We start from the raw sequence: 25,231 nt of genomic DNA, 5'->3' as shown, positions 1-25,231 counted from the left end.
CGACGGAACACAAACCAAGGTAAACAAAAGGGAGTGGATGTAAGCAAGAACGCTGATTTTGTTATGAAAAACGCATCAAGAAAGTAAAGCTCACGGGAAGATAATAAAACTGAGTGTCTCACCCAGCGCCAACAACAGTTTGCTAATAAATGTACTGCTGCGGCGCACGAATGCAAGAAGACCTACTCGAGATCAAAGCGCTTTTTCCCCTCCTGCAGCGCTTGGCGCTCGGCGAGCGGCGCTTGATCCGCCAGCTTTAACACCGCCTTTTGCAACATCAAATTGTTGGGATAAGTGATGGTATCGCCATTATCCCTAAGAATAAGTACATGAAATAGCGCGATTTCAATAATCACTCCGCTAATATCTTCATCCTTATCCACCACCCGAATACGTTCACCAATCCGATAGGGGAACACAAAGAAAATCAGCACACCAGCGGTTAAATTGCTCAGTATCGACCACTGAGCGACTAAGGCGACGCCCATCACCGCAAACGCGGAGGAGACGAACAGCGACACGTCCTGATAACCCAAACCGAGGGACACCGCCATCAAAGACAAAGTGATAAAAAACATCACATAGGAAATAAACCGAGTGACAAGGCTGGTACGGGCGGCACTCACCTGCTTCATCAATGAGAGTTTTTTCACCCATTGAGTTAAGGCACGCTGCAAAAAGAGAAACACCGCAAGATAAATACAGGCAAGTAGGATTTGATTTGTCATAATAGCCACTTAAGAAACGAAACCAGCTGAATTCTAACTTTTTTGCACCAGCAGTTATAGAGTCCCAAATCAGCCCAACGCAAATAGAGTAATAAGTACTATGGCCGACGCAACTTTACTACATGAAACCCAAGATGCCCTAGGGCCAATCCGCGTGCTCGACTATGGTGATACCCGCGTGCTGTCCTTTGGCGACAACGATGAGCAGAGCAAAATTCTTAAAACCGCACCGCATATTCCGCAGCATACCTATGTGCAAGGCATGCTACTGGTGTTGTTATTTTGCCAACCCAAAAGCGCCATCGTACTCGGCCTTGGTGGCGGCGCCCTCATTCATGCCCTGCGCCGCTTCGATGCCGCAATCAAACTTACTGCGGTTGAACTTCGCCCGGCGGTGATTGAACTTGCCAAGCGTTATTTTCAATTACCGATTGGCAAAAAGCTTAATCTCATCAACGAAGATGCCGTCGCCTTTATGGCGTCGGCGGAGCATAAAAAGGTCGATGTGATTTTTGCCGATATTTACAGCGCCAAAGGGGTCGACACCGGGCAGCTCTCGCCCACTTTTCTTCAGCAGTGCACACAACTGATTAAACCCAATGGTTATTTAGTGCTGAACTGCTGGAAGGAACACAGCCAAAATCGCGAGTTACTCGCCGATCTGCAGCACCATTTTGCCCACGTGCATGCCTGCCTCACCAGCGGTGGCAACTGGGTGATTTTTGCCAGCCAAACACCACAATCTTTGGGCGCGTCGGCGCTGAAAAGTCAGGCGCAAACCCTGTCACAACAACTGGATTTTGCCCTTGAACGTTCACTGACTCGTTTTGGCCCTTGGATTTAAGATTAATCTCAGTCAAATGGCTTAAATTAGTTAACCCTAAGACTCAGCTTTGCTATGCTTCACACTCTCTATTGATATGAGCTGTCACCATGAAAAATAAGAATAAATTTTTGTTAAGCGTTATGGCGCTGGCGTGCCTTAACTCTCTCAATGCTAACGCCGAAACCTTTAGTTTTGACACTCGTAACTCACTCAATTCCGACACATTAGTGCTGTTCCAAAGCGCTGATTCGACAACCTATAGTCTCGATTTTTTACCCCAATCGACGCAAGACCAGCTCAACCTTGCGGTCGCCGACAACAGTTTTGCGGGTAAACGCGGTGAAATCCTCGAAATCCTAGTCCCGAGCGAAATCGACGCTAAACGAGTTTTACTGGTTGGGATTGGCGATGCAAAAACCCTAACACCTGGTGAAATCAATACATTAGGTGGCAATATTGCCGCCAAGCTTGAAACCGTGCCTCAAGCGACAGTGCGTGTGCTGACCCAAGGCTTAAGTAACGCGCCATTGTTTGGCTCAGAACTGGCCCACGGCATTGAACTGCGCAGCTACCGCTACACTCAATTTAAAGCCAGCAATCGCGCCGAGAAGAACTATCAAATCGGGGTTGATGACTTAAGCCAAAACCAAAAACACCATAAGAATCTGCAAGCTATCGAAGCGGGTGTGTTTTTAGCGCGGGATCTCACCAATGCCCCGGCAGGGATCATGTATCCCGAAAGCTTTGCCAACGAGGCGCGTAAACTTAAGTCCCTCGGCGTAAAAGTCACAGTACTTGAAGCCAAAGACATTGAACGTTTAAACCTCGGCGCCTTAGCCGCTGTGGGCAAAGGCAGCGAGCGTCCACCTAAGTTGGTCGTCGCCCACTGGCCCGGCAGCAAAGAAGCGCCGATTGCTCTGGTGGGTAAAGGCATTACCTTCGACTCTGGCGGCTACAATATCAAGGCCACAGGTACCTCTATCGCGCGGATGAAGTCCGATATGGCGGGCGCGGCGACCGTACTCGGCACAGTCAAAGCCATGGCCATTCAAAAGGCGCCGGTAAACCTAGTCGCGATTATGCCGATGGCGGAAAACATGGTGTCGGGACATGCGATGATCCCAGGCGATGTGATTAAAACCGCTCAAGGTCTCACGGTTGAAGTGCTCAACACCGATGCCGAAGGCCGTTTAGTATTAGCCGACGGCCTCTGGTATGCCCGTGAGAATTATCGCCCTTCGATTATCGTCGATGTGGCGACCCTCACAGGCTCGAAAGTGGGCGCGCTGGGTAGCGTTTATGCGGGATTGTTTACCGATTCTGAGCCGCTGGTGCAGCAGCTCACCTTTGCGGGTCAACAGGTGGGTGAAAAAGTCTGGCGCTTGCCGTTAGATCAAGCCTACGACGATGAGCTGAAATCCACCATCGCCGATTTAAAGAATACCGGTAAAGAAGGCAGCGCGGGGGCATCGTCTGCCGCCATGTTCCTCAAACGCTTTGCGGGTGAACAACCTTGGGCTCACCTCGATATCGCTGGCAACGCCTTAACCGCCACCGATACCGCCGTCGTGCCAGCCGGCGCCACTGGTTATGGCGTGCGCCTGCTCAGCACTTGGTTAACTCAGCCTAAGGCGCAAAACTAACGCTATATTGTGAGTTAACTTCATCCAAACCCACTCAAGCCGAGTCTATGGCTGGTTTGAGAAGCTAGATTAAGGGATATCGTCGATATCCCTTTTTTATTGCCCTGCACTTGTGCCACTTCATTAAAGTAAACAATCAATTAGCCGCTAGGGCGCGCCAGTGCTGAAAAATCGATTAATCCCCCATCTCAAACCTGCTTAGTTCGACAAAACCGATTAGGATGATAGTTTTTATGCGTTATATTTATGATTCTGAGCTGGGTAATATGCTTCACATCAGCGGGACACAAGTTAAGTGCCTCGTACTTAATTCACCATAATCAACTAAATGGAAGCATAAAATGACTCAGTCAATTATCAACAGCACAATCAAACCATTCAAAGCCACTGCTTACCACAATGGTGAGTTCGTTCCTGTAACTGAACAAGATCTGTTAGGTAAATGGTCAGTTGTATTCTTCTATCCAGCAGACTTCACTTTCGTTTGCCCAACTGAATTAGGCGACATGGCGGATCACTACGCTAAGTTACAATCTATGGGTGTTGAAGTTTACTCAGTTTCGACTGACACTCACTTCACTCACAAGGCATGGCACGATACTTCTGACACCATCAAGAAGATCAACTTCCCAATGCTGGCTGACCCAACTGGCGTGATCAGCCGTAACTTCGGTGTGATGATCGAAGAAGAAGGTTTAGCACTGCGTGGTACTTTCGTTATCAACCCAGAAGGCCAAGTTAAAGTTGCTGAAATCCATGACTTAGGTATCGGCCGTAGCGCTCAAGAGCTGGTTCGTAAGATCCAAGCGGCTCAATACGTTGCCACTCACGATGGCGAAGTTTGCCCAGCTAAATGGCAACCAGGTGACGAAACCTTAGCACCATCTTTAGACCTAGTAGGCAAAATCTAATCTAGCCTAACAAGAGTCAACCCCGCCAACCTAGCATCTCAAGCTAGTTGGTACCGCAGTAAGGTGGCAATTGCACGAATCCCCATGAGCTTAGTCGCTAAGTGATTGGGGTAAGTGATGCAGCCAACGCCACTGCGGTGCCAAATAGGAAGAGATAACCGCCCCCTGCAAGGTTCTAGGTTGGCACCCTCGCGTTTTTCTCTCTTTTCAATTTTTTATACTGATTTTGGAGTCATCATGTTAGATGCGAATTTAAAAAATCAACTGCAAACCTATCTGCAAAACCTCAAGAGACCAGTTGAACTTGTCGTGTCAGCAGATGAAAGCAGAAAGTCTCAAGAATTAACAAGCTTAGCCAATGACATCGTTAGCCTTTCAACATTAGTGAGCCTCAAAGAAGCTCAAGGCCCCCGCACGCCAGCGATGACAGTGGTTAACCCAGAACTCAATACTCAGATTAGCTTTGCTGGTCTGCCTATGGGTCACGAATTTACCTCACTCGTGTTAGCCCTGCTGCACACGGGTGGACACCCCATCAAACTCAGCGACGAAATTATTGAGCAGATCCGTAATCTGCCTGGCAAATATGAGTTTGAAACCTATGTGTCACTCACCTGCCAAAACTGCCCTGATGTGATTCAGGCGCTGAATATGATGGCGGCGATTAACCCGAACATCACCAACGTGATGATCGACGGCGCCCTGTTCCAAGATGAAGTTGCCAGTCGCAATATCATGGCCGTACCGTCTGTGTACTTGAACGGTGAAGTCTTTGCCGCGGGTCGCATCAGCATTGGTGAGATCTTAAACAAACTCGATACTGGCGCGGCCAGCCGCAAAGCGGAAGAACTCAGCCAAAAAGCCCCATACGAAGTCTTAGTCGTCGGTGGTGGCCCCGCGGGTGCTGCGGCAGCGATTTACGCTGCCCGTAAAGGTCTGCGTACCGGTGTGGTGGCCGATAAATTCGGTGGCCAAGTCGCCGAAACCGTTGGCATCGAAAACTTTATTTCGGTAAAAGCGACTGAAGGTCCAAAACTGGTGGCAAACCTTGAAGCCCATGTGCGTGACTACGAAGTCGATATCATGGATAACCAAAAAGCCGTTAAACTGGCGAGCGATGGTTTATTCGAACTCGAACTGGCAAGCGGCGCTAAACTGCGCAGCCGTACCATACTACTGGCAACCGGTGCCCGCTGGCGCGAAATGAATGTCCCCGGCGAGAAAGAATACCGCGGTAAAGGCGTAGCCTACTGCCCACACTGTGACGGCCCATTATTTAAAGGCAAACGTGTTGCAGTGATCGGTGGCGGTAACTCAGGTATCGAAGCGGCCATCGACTTAGCCAACATCGTTGAGCATGTCACAGTACTCGAGTTCGATAGCAAACTGCGCGCCGATGATGTGCTGCAACGTAAAGCGGCCTCTATGGGTAACATAAAAATCATTACTCAGGCGATGACCACTGAAGTAACAGGTGACGGTACCCGTGTAGACGGCCTGAACTACACCGACCGTGCAACGGGTGAAAGCCATCATATCGCGCTGGCTGGTATCTTCGTACAAATCGGTTTAGTGCCCAATGCCGAATGGTTAAAAGGCACTGTGGATTTGACTCCTCGCGGCGAAATCATTGTCGATGAGCGCGGCCAGACCTCAGTACCAGGCGTATTTGCCGCAGGTGACGTGACTAACTCACCTTACAAGCAAATCATCATCGCCATGGGTAGCGGTGCCAATGCCTCACTGGGTGCATTTGATTACTTAATTCGCCATAGCGATGACAGTACCGAAACCACAGCGACTAAAGCGGCTTAATCGTTAACGATTAATCCCTTCACTAAAAAGCCAGCTGATGCTGGCTTTTTGTTGTCTTAGAGAAATAACACTCTTCACAAAGAACGAGCTAAAGCTTCTTGCTCTTTAGTGTCCAGAGATAAGAAATAACTGTATTTCATATTTAACCTCCGAACCAAAACACAATATGCTCTGATCCTAAAGAAGTCTAAAACCAAACCGAATAAGCAAAAAGGAATCACTATTACGATAGTCATAGTGAGAAAAATATGAATGAACTCAGTGAAATTTCCAAACTCACTCATCACAGTTCGAAGCAGCGCAAAAAGAATGCCCCCTAAAGTCAGGTAAATGACATACAAGAATGATAAATAAGCAACCCTTATAAAAGCTCTTAATCCTTTCACCTTGATTCACCCATACTTATCAAATGGACATTCCACTTCGTCACATCCCCTAGGAAATCATTTATTGAGTACCATGCCTATTTACTGGATAAATCTAGGTATGGGTTCTCAAGCCTTATTTGCATTAGGGTTTCTGGTGTATCGACCGCTTTAAAACCAAACTGCGAATAGAGTCCATGGGCATCGCGGGTGGCGAGCATTATGCGCCTTAATCCTTGCAGATCAGGATGTTCCATAATTGCTGCCATCATCATCTTACTTAAACCTAAGCCACGGTGAGATTCGAGGACAAACACATCGGCAAGGTAGGCAAAGGTGGCTTTATCGGTAATCAGTCGCGCAAAGGCAAGCTGTTGATTATCTTTATCAAACACCCCAAAACATAAACTGTTACTAAGCGCCTTTCGCAAGAGTTCTGGCGGCATACCCTGCGCCCAATAACTGTTGTAAATAAAACCATGGATAAGCTCAAAATCCATTTCCGTTTGCGCTGTGCTGACCCGGTATTCCATCACTCGCCTCGATTTAGCTGTTGTTGACGCTTACCAATAACATGAAAGCCATGGCAAATAACACTAATTTAGCTAATGAATACAAGGCTCCTGCCAGAGTGCCGCCGCCATGGTTAGTAAATGCCAAGTGGCGATTGATTTCATATTTAAATAAATGGGCGAGATGACGATAAGCCAAAAAGTAAAGCAGTGAAGCCGCAGGCCAAATGCCGATAATCAGCATTTGGCCCTGTTCCTTGGTCGTCAAAAGTGCTGACAGAAAGGGAATACTCAAAAACGCCGCATATATCCAGGCAAAACGCTTGAGTAACTGACGAATTTTTTTATCCGATAACGGCTTCAACTGAACTCCTTTTCATCTTACTTCCACGCAATCACTGACTACATTGGCTCGATTTGCTCGACCATCAACTGCAGGGTGAAATTACCGCGATATTCGTTCACATCCAGCTTATAGACGATGCACGCATGTTGAATCGTCGCATCGGGCCAAGTGTGTAAATCCACATTAAAAGCAATCGCGTCTAACATCACGGTACTGCATGGGGTTTCAAGCACTAATTTAAGGTGGCGCTCCCCCACGATCCGCTGCTGGATAATCTTAAAATAACCATCGAATAATGGCTCCTCGAAAGACTGACCCCAAGGTCCGGCATTACGCAGTAACTGGGCGATTTCGAGGGTAAGTTCCGTCGGTGTTAATTCACCATCGGACCAAAGCTCACCCGTGAGCTGCTCAGGCTTTAACAGTTCACGTACCGCATCATCATAGGCTTTAGCAAAGGTTGCGAAGCCACCGGACTTTAAAGTCAAGCCCGCCGCCATTGCATGGCCGCCAAATTTGCTGATAAGCCCAGGATGGCGCGAGTTAACCAACTCCAGTAGATCGCGCATATGCAAGCCTTTGATGGAGCGCGCCGAGCCTTTAATTTCACCATTACCCGCATCGGCAAAGGCGATAACGGGTCTGTGGTATTTATCTTTAATCCGCGAAGCAAGAATACCGATAACCCCTTGGTGCCAATCCTCTTGAAAGAGGGCAATACCCCACGGAAGTTGCTCTTCATTAAGCTTTAGATATTCAAGACTTTTCAGCGCCTCTTGCTGCATCCCGACCTCAAGCTCACGTCGCTCTTGGTTGAGACTATCGAGTTCTGCCGCCATCCGCCTTGCATACATGATGTCTTCGCACAGCAGGGTTTCAACGCCAAGCGCCATTTCATCCAGTCTGCCAGCGGCATTAAGCCTAGGCCCCACGGCAAAGCCAAAGTCCGAGGCAACAATGCGAGCAGGATTACGTTTGGCCACTTCGAGTAAGGCGGTAATGCCCACACGGCATCGACCACTGCGTACCCGCTGCAATCCCGCCTCGACCAGAATACGATTGTTGGCATCGAGCGACACCACGTCGGCCACAGTGCCAAGGGCAACAATATCCAGCAGAGTACCGAGATTAGGCTCAGCAATGCCGCGGGCTTGATACCAATGACGAGCGCGCAGCTCTGCCCTAAGCGCCGTCATCAGATAAAAGGCGACCCCGACGCCAGCAATGGATTTACTGGCAAACTGACAACCGGGCTGATTGGGATTCACTATGGCATCGGCCGCCGGTAACTCATGGCCGGGTAAGTGATGGTCGGTGATCACCACCTGCATGCCAAAGGCTTTGGCGGCGGCCACGCCCTCAATTGAGGAAATGCCGTTATCTACAGTAATAAGTAATTCTGCCTGTTTGGATGCCGCCACGGCGACAATCTCAGGACTCAGACCATAACCGTAGTCGAAACGATTGGGGATCAGATAATCGACCTTGCTCGCGCCCATCATCCTCAGCGCTAACAAACACACACTGGTCGAGGTAGCACCGTCGGCATCAAAATCGCCGACGATCAGTATCGACTTATCCTGCTGCATCGCATCGGCAATTAGCTTAGCTGCTTGTTCTAAGCCCTTCATTGTATCGGGTCTTAACAGGCCTTTGAGCACCAGTTCGCATTCGTTGGGCATAACACCACGGCGGGCGTAAAGCTGTCTTAATAACGGCGGAAGGTGAGCGGGTAAATGGCTATCATCAACGGTTGGACGACGGACTATCTTATGGATCAAGGGAGCAAACTCTTAAGCAATCATGGGGCTAAGATAACAAAAAGGTGAGCCTTAAGCTCACCTTTAATGGGATAAATTTATCCGAAACAGGATTATTTGCGAGCTTCTAAGGTACGCAGTAGATCGGCAGGTGGTTGATATCCTGGGATCATATTACCGTCTTCCAATACGATTGCAGGCGTGCCGTTAACGCCAAAGCTGGTGCCTAGCTCGTACTGCTCGGCAATCTTGGCATCACAGGTCGCGGCAGACACTTTTTTGCCCGCCTTAGCTTCTGTCATGGCCTTTAATGGATCCTTAGCACACCAAATAGCCTGCATCTCATCGGCATTGGCAGATGGTACACCAGCACGTGGGAAGGCTAAGTAACGCACGGTAATGCCGAGCTTGTTGTAGTCGGCCATTTGGCTATGTAACTTGCGGCAATAGCCACAGCTCACATCGGTAAACACAGTCACAACGTGTTTTTCATCCTTGGCTTTATATACCAGCATATGATCTTCAAGCGGCTTCATCATCGCCAGACGAGGGCCAGCAAGCGCCGCTTCCGTCAGGTTTTTCATGCCCTTATCAATATCGTATAAATTACCGTGGAACAGTTTTGAACCATCGCGGCTGATATAGAGCACGCCACGGTTGGTCATGGCTTGATATAAACCTTCGATCGGTGAATCCTGCATTGAAATCACTTCAACGTCTAACATCTCGCTGAGTTTTTGCTTAATCGCAGCAGTGTCGGGAGTGGTCGCCGTAGCGGCGCTGGCCAGAGGCGCAACAACAAGCGCGAAAACTAAAGATAATGCTCGGGTCAACTTCATGGGACTTCCTATTAAGTAAATCGCTACTGCGACATATGGGTCATCTTATTAGACCCTGTATGGGGGCAAAAAGTTACAGACAAGCTAGATAGAATGCAAATTTATACTGTAACTAAATTCAACCATTCGCGGTTTTGTGAAGGATCCAACTTAACCACGAGGATGATGCTGTTGATGTAGCTCTTGTAATCTCGCTCGCGCCACATGGGTATAAATTTGAGTCGTCGATAAGTCACTGTGACCTAAGAGTAATTGTACCACCCTAAGGTCGGCGCCATGGTTGAGTAAGTGGGTCGCAAAGGCATGGCGCAGGGTATGGGGTGAAAGTTCAGTTTCGATGCCGGCACGGCTCGCGTAGAGCTTGATCCTATGCCAGAAAGTTTGCCGCGTCATCATCTGCGAGCGCTTAGATGGAAATACCACATCGGACTGGACATTGCCCAACAACTCATGGCGCGCAGAGCTTAAGTAGCGTTCAACCTCGGTAATGGCCAGCTCGCCCATAGGCACTAACCGTTCTTTACCGCCCTTACCCACAATCCGCACTAGACCTTGGCGCAAACTCATCTGCTCCAGAGTGAGCCCCACCAGCTCACTCACCCGCAATCCAGTCGCATATAAGAGTTCAAGCATGGCTTTATCACGGCACTCAACTGGGTCGTCCACATTGGGCTCGGCCAGCAATCTATCGACCTGTGACTCACTTAAGGAATCTGGCAATTGCCGACTCAATTTGGGCGATTCGATCAGCGCCATAGGATCGCCAGCAATCTGCTTGGTCTGCAATAAATAAGTATAAAAACGCCGTAAACTGCTAAGTAGACGTGCGCTACTGGTGCGGGCAAATTGTTGTTCGACTCGGTAGGCTAAATAGGCGCGCACATCGGCTTGCACCACCTCGATTAACCGCAGGCCTTGGCTCTGTTGATAGCGGTCAAAATGGCGTAAATCGGTGCGATAGGCACTCAAGGTGTTATCACTTAAGCCCTTACTGGACCAAAGATCATCGAGAAAGGCATCGATAAGCGGATCGCACTGATAGGTTTTAGCCACAAAAACTCCATAAAAAAACGGCGTATTCTAAGGATACGCCGTTGATATTAACTCAATTGTTCTGCTTGTGGCAGCGTCTTGTTTATGCCGCGCTGACCGCTTTCGCACCACCGCGGCCAAACAATAAACACAGCACGATCACGACTAAGGTTGGCAGTAACCACGCCATCCCCTCTTCATACAGAGGTAAAATCGACAGTGTGGGAGACATACCACTCACCATATCGATAAAGCTCTGCGCCGCTTCGGTGATGCCTTTACCGTCTTCACCTGTGAGGCCTTTCGCCGCGACTTTCATCCCATCGAAAATACCAAACAGCAGTGCCACAGACAGTGCAGCACGGTGAGCAAACTGTGGACGCGGGAAGTATTCGGTCAAGAAAGTTACCGCCACTAAGGTAATAGCCACAGGGTAAACTGCCATCAACACAGGAATACTGATAGCGATCAGCTGAGACAGCCCCACGTTCGCAATCAAGGCACAGATAGCGCTGAGTACAACCACCAAGAAACGGTAAGACAGCTTTGGCATCAACTCATTGAAAAACTCTGAGCAGGCACTCACTAAACCGACCGCCGTGGTTAAACAGGCTAAGGTCACAACGGTAGACAGTAATACCGCGCCTAAACTGCCAAACTCACGTGTCACATAGTTAGTTAAAATCTCGCCACCGTTTTTAGCACCTACGGCAATATCACCCGCCGTCGCACCTAAAAAGAACAGAGACACATAAACAAATGCCAGACCTGCCGCCGCAATAAAGGCTGCACGGATCAAGTATTTAGTCTGCGCGCTAGGTTGGTCGATCCCCTTTTTACGCAGCAGATCGATAATCAACATACCAAACATCAACGACGCTAGGGTATCCATGGTGTTGTAGCCTTCGAGGATACCTTTGGTCAGCGGATGGTTTTGGTAGTCACCCACGGCCACACCTACATCTGCTGCGGGTAAAAACACCACAGATAAGGCTAAACCTACCAGCAATAACAATAGGATAGGCGTTAATACTTTACCGACGCTGTCGAGTAATTTACCGGGGAACAATGCCAGTAGCATAGTCACGGTAAAGAAGCACAGGGTATAGATTAACTGCGACAAATTAAGCGATAAATTGCCGAGCATAATGGTCGCAGTCGTGTTATCGATAAAGGGCTTTGCACCGATTTCATAGGCCACAAGGCCGGTACGTGGCGCCGCAAACGCGGGCCCAATAATGATATAAATCGCGATGGCCAATGCGGTTGCCGCAAACACTGGCAGCATTGCCATAACCTTACCTTGAGCCTTAGCAACAGCAATGAGCCCGACTAAAGGTAAACCTACGGCAGTGATGAGAAAACCTAACATGGCAAGGAACATATTCTCCCCGGCCAACATACCCGCAAAGGGTGGAAAAATTAAGTTACCCGCCCCCAAAAAAAATGCAAAGGTCATAAAACCTAAGCCTAATGTATCCCCGATACTCATCTGATTGTCTTGCACGGAAAGCCCCATCTTGTCTTATTGTTTTTAATAAACTTAAGTGATTATGTGTCGATTAGCCATAGCTAAAACAAAGCCCATCCGGAGTGCAAATCTATGTTTACACAATTCCGTGGTAAATATGTGCGATATCTGCTGAGTTTATAAACAAAAATGAACTAAAAATTGGCTTCACTGCCGATTTATTCACCTAAAAACCCGTTCACCTATCCGTTAATCATAAAATTGATTAAAAATGGGGGCAAAACTAATATCAGAATTAAAAAACCAATACAACAGACAAGATTGTTTTTACTTAAAAAAGCTCACCAATGCTAATTAACTGCTAACAATGCGTTACTAATCTAATAAATTAAACCGTGACTTAAGTGAAACTCGACTTAAAACAGCATAAAAAACACCAAAACTAGATCTAAATGGAAGAATGAACTTATTTGTATCAGGCACAAAAATCTTAGCGAATATGCGGTATGCCCTTTAAAATAACCTCTTCTTTCTTGCGCGAAATCGTGATTATTCACTTGATGATGTAATTTCCATGGCATTTACCTTTAAACAATTCCACATTGACGACCTTAATTGCGGCATGCCCGTCAGCACCGATGGCGTTATCTTGGGCGCCTGGGCGCCGCTGGCTGAGGCAAAAAACATACTCGATATTGGTGCGGGCAGCGGATTATTGAGTTTAATGGCGGCGCAGCGCAGCCAAGGACAGATCACTGCTGTCGAGTTGGAAGAAAAAGCCGCAGCGGCCTGTAGATACAATATGACTCAAAGTCCTTGGGCGAAGAGATGTCAGCTTGTCCATGGGGATATTCAGAGCGTTTGCCAACTGGCTCAGTATCAAGGATATTTTGACCATATCATCTGCAATCCACCCTACTTTGAGCATGGCCCCAAGGCGAGTGAACAACACCGGGCGATGGCGCGTCACACTGAGACCTTAGGCTTTACCCCCTTACTCGATGCGATAAGTCAGTGTCTATCGTTTGAGGGATATGCCAGCCTAATCCTACCAATCCAAAGCCTGGCACGCTTTAAGGCCTGTCTGAATGACACTGCTCTTTATCTCGTGCGGGAAGTCTGGGTAAAAAGTGTAGAGAATAAAGCCGCGAATCGCGCATTGCTGCTGTTAAGTAAAACGGAGGTGGAGCCATATCAGCGCACAGACCTCACCATTCGAGGGGAAGATGGAAACTACACTGAGCAAATGATCGAACTGACCAAGGATTTTTATCTTAAGCTTTGACTCGTTTGAATGATAAGGCTCCAAAGAGAGCCTTATCCATAGCGACTAACGAACGTGATTGACTTGTTACAACATCAGCTATCTATCCATTTATTTTTAATTTCAATCACTTTATCTAAGTTCTCGGTAAATAAGCGCACCAACTCAGGGTCGAAATGTACACCACTCTGCTCCTGGATATAGTCCATGGTCTTCTCAATTGACCATGCTTCTTTATAGGGACGTTTGCTGGTCAGTGCATCAAATACATCGGCCAAGGCGACTATCCTTCCCTCTAACGGAATTTCCTCTCCTTTCAGCCCATTAGGGTAACCAGTGCCGTTCCATTTTTCATGGTGGGTTAGGGACACGGATTTGGCTAGCCGCAGCAGCTCAGAGTCGGCCTCACCAATAATTTCGGCGCCAATATGGGGATGGTTTTTCATAATGGCGAATTCTTCTTCGGTTAACTTACCCGGTTTAAGCATAATGCTATCGGGAATACCGATTTTACCTATATCGTGCATGGGCGCCGCGTGCAATAAATCATCCGCCTGTGCCTCACTCAGTCCATAGGCTAATGCCAAAATTTTAGAATAATGGCTCATGCGCAGCACATGGGTGCCAGTTTCGTTATCTTTATATTCAGCGGCGCGGCCCAAGCGTTGGATCACTTGCAAGCGTGTGCGACGCAATTCATCGGCCTGCACTAAGGATAAATGGGTTTTCACCCGTGCTTTGACTATGGTGGCCGATATCGGCTTGACGATGTAATCCACTCCGCCCACGGCAAAGCCTGCTGCTTCGTCGTGCTCATCATTCAATGCGGTGACAAAAATCACCGGGATAGACTGAGTCTCTGGGATATTTTTGAGCAACTGACAGACTTCCAGTCCCGTCATATTGGGCATCATGATGTCGAGTAGGATCAGCGATGGCAGTTCAGTTTGTGCTAAACGCAAGGCCTCTTCGCCACTCTTGGCAAAGATAAGATGATAATCCTGATGCAACACTTGCTTGAGCACCCGTAAGTTAACCGGCTCATCATCCACCAACAATAAGGTTTTTTTATGTTCAGATGCAGACTGCATTGCTACTCCTGATTCGCGGTGATAATACGCCGTAACTCGAGCAATTCGTTATGGGCAATATCAAAATCAAAGTTATCTAAGGCCTCGGTAATTATCGTCACGCTAAGGCGCAAATGCTCATCAATACGCGCGGTAAGCGCCTCAAGATCAGACTCATCAAAACTATGATGAACAACTGACGCGAGCAAAGCATCGATATGCGCTAACAATTGTGCGGGATCGTCTGTCCCCGATTGGGCGAGCTCGGATCCACTAGCAGATGATACAGTGGTGCTCTCGATATAATCTCCAATCTCCACGAGGGAGTCGCTGATTTTCGCAATGATAGCCTCCATGGCCTCAAACGAGAGAGACTCAGCTTGGGTTAACTTTTCTAACTGCGCAAAGTAGCTCATCCATTGCAATAGACCCAAATTACCGCTGACACCTTTCAAACTATGGCTTAAGAGTTTAATCGTTGCGGTATCTTGCTCACTAATGGCCTGCTGTAGTGCTTGGCTTTTTTCTGGCCATTGGGCAATAAACTTCATCAACTCTTTGATAAATTGTGGTTTAGAGCCCCATAACTTCACGCCTTTGGCCTCATCGACTAATTGACTGCCTAAAGGCTGCAAAGATTCAGCCTCGGCTTGCGGCGGATTCAGTTGTAGTACTCGGGCAATTTCCCGTGTCAGCAGCGCAAAATCTATGGGTTTATTGGCAAAACCATCCATACCAGCTTGCTCTGCGGCGCTCTTATCTTGTTCAAGCACGCTCGCGGTTAACGCAATGATTGGCATATGGGGCAACTGGGACTCAGCCTCTTGCTCACGGCGCATCTTCGCCGCCGTCAGTCCATCCATTACAGGCATTTGCAAGTCCATCAGCGTGATATCGATGTCGGCTTTTTGCATCCGCAGCAGCGCCTGCTCACCATCGCGGGCGGTGATCACTTTATGCCCTTGACGGGTCAACCATACGGACAGGAGATCGATATTCTGCTGAATATCATCGACCACTAACAGGGTCAGCGGCGGTAATGAGCCATGGTCTGCGCGCTCGGTCTCGAGCGGTTCAGAGCTGGATTGCAAGGGAATGGTAAAGCGGAAGGTACTGCCTTGCCCTAAGGTACTCTCAGCCTCAAGCTGACCGCCCATCAGCTCAACTAACTGTTTGCTAATTGTGGTTCCTAAGCCTGTACCGCCGTATTTTCGGCTCATCGATGCATCCGCCTGAGCAAATGCCTCAAATACCCGATTAAGCTGCTCGGGTGTCATCCCGATACCTGTATCGATAATCTCGAAGGTAACCAGATTGTCGTTTTGCGGGAAGACACTGACCGTGACCTTGCCTTCACAGGTAAACTTAACGGCATTACCTATCAGATTGATCAACACTTGGCGAATACGCTCGGGTGAGCCGATAAAGTTCGCCGCCATAGAGGGAGCAATATCGACCTCGAGGGATAAGCGCTGTTTTTTCGCCTGCAACCACAGGGTTGAAATCACAGTATCGATTTCATCGGTTAAGCAAAATACTCGGTTTTCTAATTCTAATTTACCCTTGTCGAGCTTAGCGCTGTCGAGCACATCGTTGAGTAAATGCATTAAGGATTTGGCGGAGCGATTGATGGTGGAGAGCTGTTTGTGCTGCTCAGTATCTAACACCGACTCCAACAGAATATCGCTAAAGCCTATGATGGCATTCATAGGCGTGCGGATCTCATGGCTCATATTGGCCAAGAAGGCAGCACGGGCCGCAGCCGCCTGCTCGGCATTGTTCTTGGCTGTTACTAGATCCTGCTCCATCACCTTACGCTCGGTGATATCCATTAAGAAACCGTCAATCCATACCTCATTGCTGGTTTCATCTAGGATGTAATTACCATGCTCGAACAGCCAACGCACTTCGCCGTCTGCGCGTATGATGCGATATTCCATCGAAAAGGTCGGCGGCTGAGCCTGTGCATAAATGGATTCTATATCATCGGGATAATAGAGATCCGAGAAGAAACGTTTAGGATGAGGAAGCTCAAAATCTTCGGCGGGATAGCCGGTGATATTCAGCACGGCTTCACTAATAAACACCATGGGCCAGCCCTCAGTACTTTTACAGCGGTAGGCAATGCCTGGAATATTGGTGATCAGCGAGCGAAACTTTGCCTCATTGTTTTTAAGCTCTTGTTCCATCTCATTACGCAGGCTGAGATCGGAAAGAAACCCAACAAAGTAATGGGCTTTGCCCTGCATCACATGACCTATGCTGAGGCGCACTGGCACCGAATGCCCCGCTTTATGCTGCGCCTCAACCTCACGGCCTGTGCCAATAATCTGTGCTTCACGGGTGTTAATATACCGAGCTAAATAGCCATCGTGATGTGGGCGAATCGACTCAGGCACGATTTTTTTCACATTCTCGCCCAGTAACTCGGCGGGTGACCAACCTAAGATGGTAGTCACCGCTTTGTTAACATTGACTATGATGCCTTGTCCATCGATGGTAATAATGCCATCAACGGCAGTGTTCATCATGGCGCGCATGCGGTCTTCATTGGATTTTGCGAGCAAAGACAAGTCTTTATATTTAAAAATCACATTCACGATCAGCACTAAACAGATGATGATAACGGTAGTAACCGATACGCCGAGCGCCAGATAGAATGAAATTTCCGAGCTCTGCTCGCTAAGCTCAAGTCCTTCAGGTTTAACAAAACGTGCCGCCGCCATGCCAGTGTAATGCATGCCCGATATCGCCAGCCCCATGACGATACTGGCAATAAAATTGCTCGTAATGGCACTCATATTGGATGCGATAAGCTGATTCAGTCCGGTGCGAACCCAAAGTGCAATAATGGCCAGTAGCACGGCAACCACAATCGACAGCGCAAAAATCCACGGGTCGTATCGCAGTAATGGCGCCATATCCATGGCCGCCATGCCCACATAATGCATAGTCCCTATCCCCGCCCCCACTAAGATGCCGCTAATCAGCACTTGGGAAAACTTAAAACTCGGCTTGGATAGCAAGTTCAACGCCACCCATGAAGCACCTATGCTGGGTAACAAGGATAGGGCAGTAAGCCCGAAATCATAGGTCACGGGCGAACACAAATCGAAGGCCAACATGCCAATAAAATGCATCGACCAGACACCACCGCCAAGGACGACGCTTCCCGTCAGCAACATGATCTGCTGGCGTGATTTCGATTGGCTGAGCACCGCTTGGGTCGTGACCTGAAAGGCCATAAAAGCCGAAAAAATCGCAATCAGAATAGAGATTGTCACTAACAGAGGATTGTAATAGACATTCAGCAAGAGGCTGTCTTGGGAAGAAATAAAAAACTGCGAAAACCAATCAAAAGCCATATATTTTAAGCCCATGTTTTAGAAACGTAAAACCTAATCGTAACCAACACTTCAAACACTCATCCAAGCAGGGCTAACACTTGGGGAACTATGGGATAGCACTCATCAACCATAGGCACAATTTATTGTTAAGACTCCAGTTAACATCCCATCAATCCTTTGAACACCCTCAACAAAAGCCGGTATTTTTACAATATTCTCTTTATCTTATACATCTTTTGCAAAATGTCTGCCTCCAAATGCAATAGAGTACGGTAAAACCCACTCCCTAACGACTAGCATCAGCTCGCCTTCATGCGAGCAGACCCGTACTTCATCGGCCAAACCGCGTAAAAGTAAACCCCATCCGATTAAATGATTTAAGTTAACGACTATAACCTTTATAATACTTGGCTATTATTCGTCGAGACGCCGCGCATGCAATTTGAAGATTTTCAGCTTGACCCTAGCTTATTAGAGTCACTTAAAGCCATGGGGCACCTGTCGCCCACCACCATCCAGCAAGAAACCCTGCCGCACGCCTTAGAGCAGCGGGATATTTTGGCGCGCGCCCCGACGGGTACAGGTAAAACCGCCAGTTTCTTATTGCCAGCGCTGCAACACTTAATCGACTTCCCCCGCCGTTATTCGGGCCAAGCGCGCGTGTTGATCCTCACCCCGACTCGAGAGTTGGCGAGTCAAATTCACCGCTATGCCTGCCATTTAGCCACTGACCAAGGGCTAAACATTGCCATTATCACTGGCGGTGTACCCTATGCGCCTCAAGAGGAAGCCTTAAAGGGCAATATCGATATTCTGGTCGCGACCCCAGGTCGCCTGATGGAATATTTAGACAAAGGCAAATTCAGTGCGGAATCAGTAGACATATTGATCATCGACGAAGCCGACCGTATGCTCGATATGGGCTTCTCTGCCGTGGTTAAGGCGATTGCCCTCGAAGCCCAAGGTCGTAAGCAAAATATGTTGTTTTCCGCCACCCTCGAAGGTAGCGGCGTCATTCGTTTTGCCCGCGAAGTCCTTAACGACCCGATCGAAATCGATGTCGACGCTCCGCGCAAAGAGAAGGCCAAGATCCACCAATGGATCCACCTTGCCGACGATAAAGACCATAAGATTGCCCTGCTGTGCCATCTGCTCAAGCAGGAAGAAGTGAAACGCGCCATCGTATTCGTGAAGACTCGCGATGTGGTGTCTAGCCTCGAAGGTCAGTTACTTAAAGCCGGTATTCCCTGCGCCTTTATGCGTGGCGATATGGAGCAGAAGAAGCGCTTCCAAGCCCTAAGCCGCTTTACCAAAGGCGAAGTGAATGTATTACTGGCGACCGATGTGGCCGCACGCGGTATCGATATCGACGATATCAGCCACGTGATTAACTTCGATATGCCACGCTCTGCCGATACCTATATTCACCGTATTGGCCGTACTGGCCGTGCTGGTGCAAAAGGCACAGCGATTTCATTAGCCGAAGCCCACGATATGCGTATTGTCGGTAAGATTGAGCGTTATATCGAACAGCCGCTTAAGCGCCGTATCATTGAGGAACTGCGCCCTAAGAACAAAGAAGCTCGAGTACCAACCAAGAAAAAGGCTAAAGTGAAAGCCAAAGAAGCCGCGAAGCGAACTAGCAAGAAAGAGGCCGCTAAAAAGGCCAGTAAAATTGCCCGCAAGAAGCAATCTTAAACACTCCCTAAAGCCGCGTAATGCGGCTTTTTTATGCTCACTTGCCGCAAAAAGTCTCCATAGCAAACAAAACCAGAGTGACCCAAACACTCTAATCGTCCGTATTCTTGTCTGTCGTGAAAAAAATGTGGCGTACCGTAAAACTCGACATCACCTTTCGACACATTTTATTTACAAAAATAAATTTATTGCACCGCTCTACTCTGATACTTTAGGCGCATTAAGCGATTTAGCACGGATGTAACAATCATATGATGAAAACTTTACTCAGGAGATTATCTCCTCTGTTTATACTGCTGTTATTTGTTATTGGCGCGTTTGCACTGATGTCAACCAAGGAAGCTCCCGAACAGAAACCCGAAGAAATGCCAGTACCTATCGTGGATGTCACGCAGGTTGAGCAGCAAACGGTATCGCTTAATCTTCCCTCCTACGGGGTCGTCACGCCTAAATATAAGACGCAACTAGTGACCGAAGTTCAAGGGCGGATGCTGAGCATTTCACCGCAATTTGTGGCCGGTGGCATAGTGAAGAAAGGCGACCAATTAGCCCAGATCGAACCTTCGGATTACGAAGCCGATTTAATGCAAGCCGAAGCCACCTTGGCTCAGGCAACTGCGGCGCTCAATGAAGAAATCGCCCGTGGCGAAGTCGCTAAAATCGAATTTAAAGGCTACGACAAAGGCTTGCCGCCAGAGCTGGGTTTACGTATTCCACAGCTGAAAAAAGAACAAGCCAACGTGAAATATGCCCAGGCAGCACTGGCACGCGCCCAACGTAACTTAGAGCGCACTGTCATCCGCGCGCCCTTTGACGGCATTATCAAAGCCAGAAATGTCGATTTAGGTCAGTACGTTACATTAGGCACTAACTTGGGTGAGCTGTACGACACTCGCATTGCGGAAATTCGTCTGCCTATCTCTAACGATGATTTAGCCTATTTAGAATCGGTCGATCATCCCGATACCCAAGTCACCTTGAGCGCCTCTTTAGCGGGTAAAGAAAACACTTGGCTAGGAAATATCATTCGCAGTGAAGGCGTGATCGATGCCGATAACCGCATGGTTTACCTCGTCGCCGAGATTAAAGATCCTTACCTGCGTGAGCACAAAACCCCTGGCAGTTTACCGCTGAAATATGGCAGCTTTGTCAACGCCGTGATTAAAGGTCGTACCGTCGATGGCATTGTCAAACTGCCACGCCACGTAGTGCGTAATGAGCATGTTGCCTTGATTAACGATCAAAACATTGTCGAAATGCGCCACGTGAATGTAGTGCGTAGCGATCTTGAACATGTATTTATCAAGGACAGCTTAAAAACCGGTGAGCGCGTTGCCATCACTCACTTTAGCAATATGGCGAATGGCCAGCTGGTCAAAATCATAGGTGAAGATGCCAAGCCAGTGCAGACACCCACACCTAAGGAAGATGCTCCTGAGTCGAGTCTTGCGGCCGCTGGAGTGAACTAATGGATACTCAAAAAGGGATCTTAGCCTGGTTTGCCCGCAACAGCGTGGCAGCCAACCTGTTAATGTGGGCGCTACTGATTGGCGGTCTATTTAGCACAGTGTTGATTAATAAAGAGGTCTTCCCCTCTTTTAACCTGAATTTATTGAGCATTACCGTTGCTTATCCCGGCGCTGCGCCACAGGAAATCGAAGAAGGCATCAACATCAAGATTGAAGAAGCCATCCAAGATATCAACGGCATTAAAAAAGTGACCTCGGTTGCCAGTGAAGGGGTTGGCGCCATCACGGTCGAAGTCGAAGATGACTACGACGTGCAAACCGTACTCGACGAAGCCAAGTTACGACTGGACGCGATTTCCACCTTTCCGGTGAACATCGAAAAACCACAAATCTTTAAAATCGAACCTGAAAACAACGTGATTTGGGTATCGGTTTACGGTGATATGTCGCTGCACGATATGAAGGAGTTGGCCAAATCGGTGCGTGATGATTTGACCCAACTCCCCGCCGTGACCCGCGCGAAAGTCACAGGTGTGCGCGACTATGAAATAGGTATCGAAGTCTCGGAAGATAAGCTACGGGAATACGGCTTAACCTTCTCGCAAGTCGCCTTGGCGGTGCAAAACTCTTCTATCGACTTACCGGGCGGTTCGATCCGCGCCGAAGATGGCGACATTCTGCTGCGTACTAAAGGCCAAGCCTATACCGGCGATGATTTTGCCAATATCGTCGTCACGACCCGCGCCGATGGTAGCCGAGTGATGTTGCCTCAAGTGGCAACCATTAAGGACGATTTTGAAGAACGTTTAGAGTACACCCGCTTCAACGGCAAGCCTGCGGCCATTATTGAAGTGACCAGCGTTAACGATCAAAACGCCCTCGACATTGCTCAGCAGGTCAAAGACTACGTCGAGAAACGCCGTGCCACTCTGCCTGCCAATGCAAAATTAGACACTTGGGGAGATTTAACCCACTACCTCAAGGGCCGTTTGAACATGATGATGTCAAACATGTTTTATGGCGCCCTGCTAGTGTTTGTGATCTTAGCCCTGTTCCTCGATCTCAAACTCGCCTTCTGGGTGATGATGGGATTACCCGTTTGTTTCCTCGGCACTATGCTGATCATGCCGCTAGAACCTTTCTCCATGACCATCAACATGCTGACATTGTTCGCCTTTATTCTCGTTTTGGGGATAGTGGTCGACGATGCGATTGTGATAGGCGAAAGCGCCTACAGCGAGGTCGAACGGCACGGACACTCGATTGACAACGTGATCCGCGGGGCGCAAAAAGTGGCCATGCCCGCCACCTTCGGGGTGTTAACCACTATCGCCGCCTTTATCCCTATGTTGATGGTTTCTGGCCCAATGGGGATTATTTGGAAATCCATCGGCATGGTGGTCATCATGTGTCTGGCATTTTCACTGGTGGAATCTAAATTTATCCTGCCAGCGCACTTAGCCCACATGAAGTTTAGAAAACCAGGCGAACCCACGGGATTCTTTGGTCGCTTTAAGGATCGATTTAACAATCGCGTTCAGCATTTTATTCACCACAGTTACCGTAACTTCCTCGAGCGCTGTATCCAACATCGCTACAACGTGGTCGCGGCTTTTATAGGTGTGTTGATTTTATCCGTCGCCTTAGTCGTCAGCGGTAAAGTGCGCTGGGTATTCTTCCCCGATATTCCATCGGACTTTATCCAAGTGCAATTGGAGATGGATGAGGGCAGCTCTGAACAGAACACCCTCAAGGTGGTGCAGGATATCGAAGAAGCCCTGTACAAGATGAACGCCAAAATGGAGAAGGACAACGGCAGCGAAGTGGTGAAGCACAGCTTTATCAACATGAGCTCACGCACTTCCGCCTTTATCTTTGCCGAACTCACTAAGGGCGAAGACCGGGAAGTAGATGGCGAAACCATTGCCGCCGCGTGGCGCGAGCAATTGCCCGAATTACTGTCGGTGAAAAAACTCGACTTTAACGCCAGCGGTAACGGCGGTGGCGGTGGTGACATCTCCTTTAGATTGACCTCGAGCGATCTCGAAGAATTATCCGCAGCCGCCCGTGAGCTTAAGCAAAAGCTCGCCACCTACGAAGGTGTGTATGACATTGCCGATAACTTCTCCTCGGGCAGCCATGAGATCCGCTTAAAGATCCGCCCAGAGGCCGAAGCGTTAGGCTTAACCTTGTCTGATTTAGCTCGCCAAGTCCGTTATGGCTTCTATGGTTATGAAGCACAACGCATTTTGCGTAATAAAGAAGAAATCAAAGTCATGGTGCGCTACCCATTAGAACAGCGCCGTACCGTTGGCTACCTCGAGAATATGCTGATCCGCACGCCGCAGGGTAAGTCGGTGCCTTTCTCCACCGTAGCCGAAGTCGAAAAGGGTGAGTCCTATGCCTCTATCACCCGTGTCGATGGCAAACGGGCGATTACCATCATTGCCAATGCCAACAAACACAAGGTTGAACCTTCTAAGGTAGTAAATGAAATCCAGAAGGATTTCCTGCCGCAGTTACAGGCCAAGTATCCGAAAATCCAAACCACCCTCGATGGTGGCAGTTTGGATGAACAGAATGCTATGGTCGGTCTAATGCAGGGCTTCTTCTTTGCGCTGTTTACCATTTATGCCTTAATGGCGGTGCCGCTCAAGTCCTACAGCCAGCCGCTGATCATTATGTCAGTGATCCCCTTCGGGATTATCGGCGCCCTGTTTGGACATTTGATCCAAGGGCTCGCCATGAGCGTGTTAAGCCTTTGCGGTATCGTCGCGCTCGCCGGGGTGGTGGTAAACGACTCCTTGATCTTAGTGGACTTTGTGAACCGAGCACGGGAGCAAGGGCTATCGATAAAACAAGCGGCGGTGGACTCGGGATGTTATCGTTTTAGGGCGATTATCTTGACCTCATTGACAACCTTCGTCGGTCTAGTGCCTATTATTCTTGAGCGCAGCTTACAGGCGCAGATTGTGATCCCCATGGCGACCTCCCTCGCCTTCGGTATCCTGTTCTCGACTGTGGTGACCTTAATTCTGGTGCCTTTGTTGTACATCATACTCGATGATGCGAAACGCGTTGGAAGCCGCTTCTACCATTGGTGGTGGCGTCCAAAAACATCGCAGGAGATACATTTACATGCCAATGAGACCCACAAGGTGTCCTTAGACGCCTTTAATGAACCTGACTATAAACAGGATTAGTGGTCGTTCAGTCATCATAGTCACCCCATAAAAAGAGAGCCTAGGCTCTCTTTTTATGTCTGGCCCCCACTTAATAGGAAAGCGCATTGTGCGATCTAGGTGGCAGTTATCACACAGGGCATTAGTTACACTCAGCGTAAGTGATCGCCAAGATGCCAATGAAAATCGATAGTATGCCAAACTCACAGCCTGTCCGAATCAAGCCCGCTCCACTCAAAACCACAGAAACCCTAGCCAATGGCAACACAACGGCAGAAGTGTGCACCAATGAGACCTGCGCGACCGAAACCTTAGTCTACGATATTCGCAGGAGTCGTTATCTAAATATCACAGGACGTTGCACCCTGCGCTGCGCCTTCTGCCCTAAACATAATGGCAGTAAACAAATTCACGAGTATCAATTGGCATTGACCCACCAGCCTAAGCCGGAGGAAATCATCCCGCTATTAGGCAAAGTGGAAGACTTTGAGGAATATGTGTTCTGCGGCTATGGTGAACCAACGATGAACCTGCCGACACTGTTGGCCGTTGCCAAGGAAATCAAACGCCGTGGCGGGCGTGTGCGGGTCAATACCGATGGTTTAGGCAACCTAGTGCACAGACGTAACATTCTGCCCGAACTGGCCGAGTGCGTGGATGGCTTATCCATTTCCCTCAATGCCGACAATGAAGCCGCCTATAACCAACATTGCCGCCCCAAACTGGCAGGCTCCTACGCCGCTGTAAATGCCTTTATCGCCCTCGCCCCCCATTACATTGAGCGGGTACAAGTCTCGGCGATTGAGGGATTAGAAGGAGTCGACATCGATCTTTGCCGCGAACAAGTGCTCGCCGCTGGCTGCGAGTTTAAACATAGAGTCCTAGGCGCACTCGGCTAGCAGACAGGCTTGGTCTCCATTGGGTTGATTCACTGCTCGGGATAACACAGTCGC

18 protein-coding genes are annotated in these 25,231 nt (G+C 48.7%); 9 read left to right on the top strand and 9 right to left on the bottom strand.

The genetic code is table 11. The features are described from left to right. Positions 1–182 precede the first annotated feature (182 nt). Positions 183–728 carry a mechanosensitive ion channel family protein gene (locus tag SHEWMR4_RS04180; RefSeq protein WP_011621599.1) on the bottom strand — a complete coding sequence of 182 codons (546 nt, stop codon included), beginning with the start codon at positions 726–728 and terminating at the stop codon, positions 183–185. Between the two features lie 100 nt (positions 729–828). Here SHEWMR4_RS04180 and SHEWMR4_RS04175 point away from each other — a divergent pair, with 100 nt between their 5' ends. From SHEWMR4_RS04175 to ahpF, 4 genes are all read left to right on the top strand, one after another. Next, positions 829–1,572, top strand: a complete 744-nt coding sequence (locus SHEWMR4_RS04175; protein ID WP_011621598.1) for a spermidine synthase — start codon at positions 829–831, stop codon at positions 1,570–1,572. 89 nt (positions 1,573–1,661) lie between these two features. Then, positions 1,662–3,197, top strand: a complete 1,536-nt coding sequence (locus SHEWMR4_RS04170) for a leucyl aminopeptidase (RefSeq protein WP_011621597.1) — start codon at positions 1,662–1,664, stop codon at positions 3,195–3,197. A gap of 341 nt (positions 3,198–3,538) precedes the next feature. Further along, a complete protein-coding gene (gene ahpC, locus SHEWMR4_RS04165) occupies positions 3,539–4,108 on the top strand; it encodes an alkyl hydroperoxide reductase subunit C (protein ID WP_011621596.1) in 570 nt (189 codons plus the stop codon). A gap of 237 nt (positions 4,109–4,345) precedes the next feature. After that, positions 4,346–5,923 carry an alkyl hydroperoxide reductase subunit F gene (gene ahpF / locus SHEWMR4_RS04160; RefSeq protein ID WP_011621595.1) on the top strand — a complete coding sequence of 526 codons (1,578 nt, stop codon included), beginning with the start codon at positions 4,346–4,348 and terminating at the stop codon, positions 5,921–5,923. Between the two features lie 463 nt (positions 5,924–6,386). On the opposite strand, the gene SHEWMR4_RS04155 is transcribed toward ahpF, so the two are convergent. From SHEWMR4_RS04155 to brnQ, 6 genes are all read right to left on the bottom strand, one after another. Further along, a complete protein-coding gene (locus SHEWMR4_RS04155; protein ID WP_011621594.1) occupies positions 6,387–6,821 on the bottom strand; it encodes a GNAT family N-acetyltransferase in 435 nt (144 codons plus the stop codon). 13 nt (positions 6,822–6,834) lie between these two features. Further along, positions 6,835–7,164, bottom strand: coding sequence for a hypothetical protein (locus SHEWMR4_RS04150; protein ID WP_011621593.1), 330 nt, complete (start codon positions 7,162–7,164; stop codon positions 6,835–6,837). Between the two features lie 38 nt (positions 7,165–7,202). Next, complete coding sequence (gene recJ / locus SHEWMR4_RS04145; RefSeq protein ID WP_011621592.1) at positions 7,203–8,927, bottom strand: single-stranded-DNA-specific exonuclease RecJ; 1,725 nt, start codon at positions 8,925–8,927, stop codon at positions 7,203–7,205. Between the two features lie 92 nt (positions 8,928–9,019). Next, positions 9,020–9,745, bottom strand: a complete 726-nt coding sequence (dsbC, locus tag SHEWMR4_RS04140) for a bifunctional protein-disulfide isomerase/oxidoreductase DsbC (protein ID WP_011621591.1) — start codon at positions 9,743–9,745, stop codon at positions 9,020–9,022. Between the two features lie 150 nt (positions 9,746–9,895). Then, complete coding sequence (gene xerD, locus SHEWMR4_RS04135; RefSeq protein WP_011621590.1) at positions 9,896–10,798, bottom strand: site-specific tyrosine recombinase XerD; 903 nt, start codon at positions 10,796–10,798, stop codon at positions 9,896–9,898. A gap of 82 nt (positions 10,799–10,880) precedes the next feature. Continuing rightward, positions 10,881–12,296, bottom strand: coding sequence for a branched-chain amino acid transport system II carrier protein (gene brnQ, locus SHEWMR4_RS04130; protein ID WP_041408701.1), 1,416 nt, complete (start codon positions 12,294–12,296; stop codon positions 10,881–10,883). 526 nt (positions 12,297–12,822) lie between these two features. On the opposite strand from brnQ, the gene SHEWMR4_RS04125 reads away from it, so the two are divergent. Continuing rightward, positions 12,823–13,533, top strand: a complete 711-nt coding sequence (locus SHEWMR4_RS04125; RefSeq protein WP_011621588.1) for a tRNA1(Val) (adenine(37)-N6)-methyltransferase — start codon at positions 12,823–12,825, stop codon at positions 13,531–13,533. Positions 13,534–13,607: 74 nt separating this feature from the next. Here SHEWMR4_RS04125 and SHEWMR4_RS04120 read toward each other — a convergent pair whose 3' ends face one another. Both SHEWMR4_RS04120 and SHEWMR4_RS04115 read right to left on the bottom strand, forming a co-directional pair. Next, positions 13,608–14,603: a two-component system response regulator gene (locus SHEWMR4_RS04120; protein ID WP_011621587.1), complete on the bottom strand. Its 996-nt coding sequence runs from the start codon at positions 14,601–14,603 to the stop codon at positions 13,608–13,610. Between the two features lie 2 nt (positions 14,604–14,605). Further along, on the bottom strand, positions 14,606–17,962 hold the full coding sequence (locus SHEWMR4_RS04115; protein WP_011621586.1) for an MHYT domain-containing protein: 3,357 nt from the start codon (positions 17,960–17,962) through the stop codon (positions 14,606–14,608). A 402-nt stretch (positions 17,963–18,364) separates the two neighbouring features. On the opposite strand from SHEWMR4_RS04115, the gene srmB reads away from it, so the two are divergent. The 4 genes from srmB to SHEWMR4_RS04095 all read left to right on the top strand — a co-directional run bounded on the left by srmB (position 18,365) and on the right by SHEWMR4_RS04095 (position 25,177). Next, positions 18,365–19,627: an ATP-dependent RNA helicase SrmB gene (gene srmB / locus SHEWMR4_RS04110; RefSeq protein WP_011621585.1), complete on the top strand. Its 1,263-nt coding sequence runs from the start codon at positions 18,365–18,367 to the stop codon at positions 19,625–19,627. 251 nt (positions 19,628–19,878) lie between these two features. Continuing rightward, positions 19,879–21,096, top strand: coding sequence for an efflux RND transporter periplasmic adaptor subunit (locus SHEWMR4_RS04105; RefSeq protein WP_011621584.1), 1,218 nt, complete (start codon positions 19,879–19,881; stop codon positions 21,094–21,096). Beyond that, positions 21,096–24,299: an efflux RND transporter permease subunit gene (locus SHEWMR4_RS04100; protein ID WP_011621583.1), complete on the top strand. Its 3,204-nt coding sequence runs from the start codon at positions 21,096–21,098 to the stop codon at positions 24,297–24,299. Before SHEWMR4_RS04105 ends, SHEWMR4_RS04100 begins: the two co-directional genes overlap by 1 nt. A gap of 173 nt (positions 24,300–24,472) precedes the next feature. Beyond that, complete coding sequence (locus SHEWMR4_RS04095; protein ID WP_049764539.1) at positions 24,473–25,177, top strand: TatD family nuclease-associated radical SAM protein; 705 nt, start codon at positions 24,473–24,475, stop codon at positions 25,175–25,177. Positions 25,178–25,231: the final 54 nt, after the last annotated feature.

Origin of the sequence: Shewanella sp. MR-4, assembly GCF_000014685.1 — a bacterium.
Taxonomy (GTDB): domain Bacteria; phylum Pseudomonadota; class Gammaproteobacteria; order Enterobacterales; family Shewanellaceae; genus Shewanella.
The sequence above is the reverse complement of the archived record's forward strand: the minus strand, read 5'-3'. Positions and strand labels throughout refer to the sequence as shown.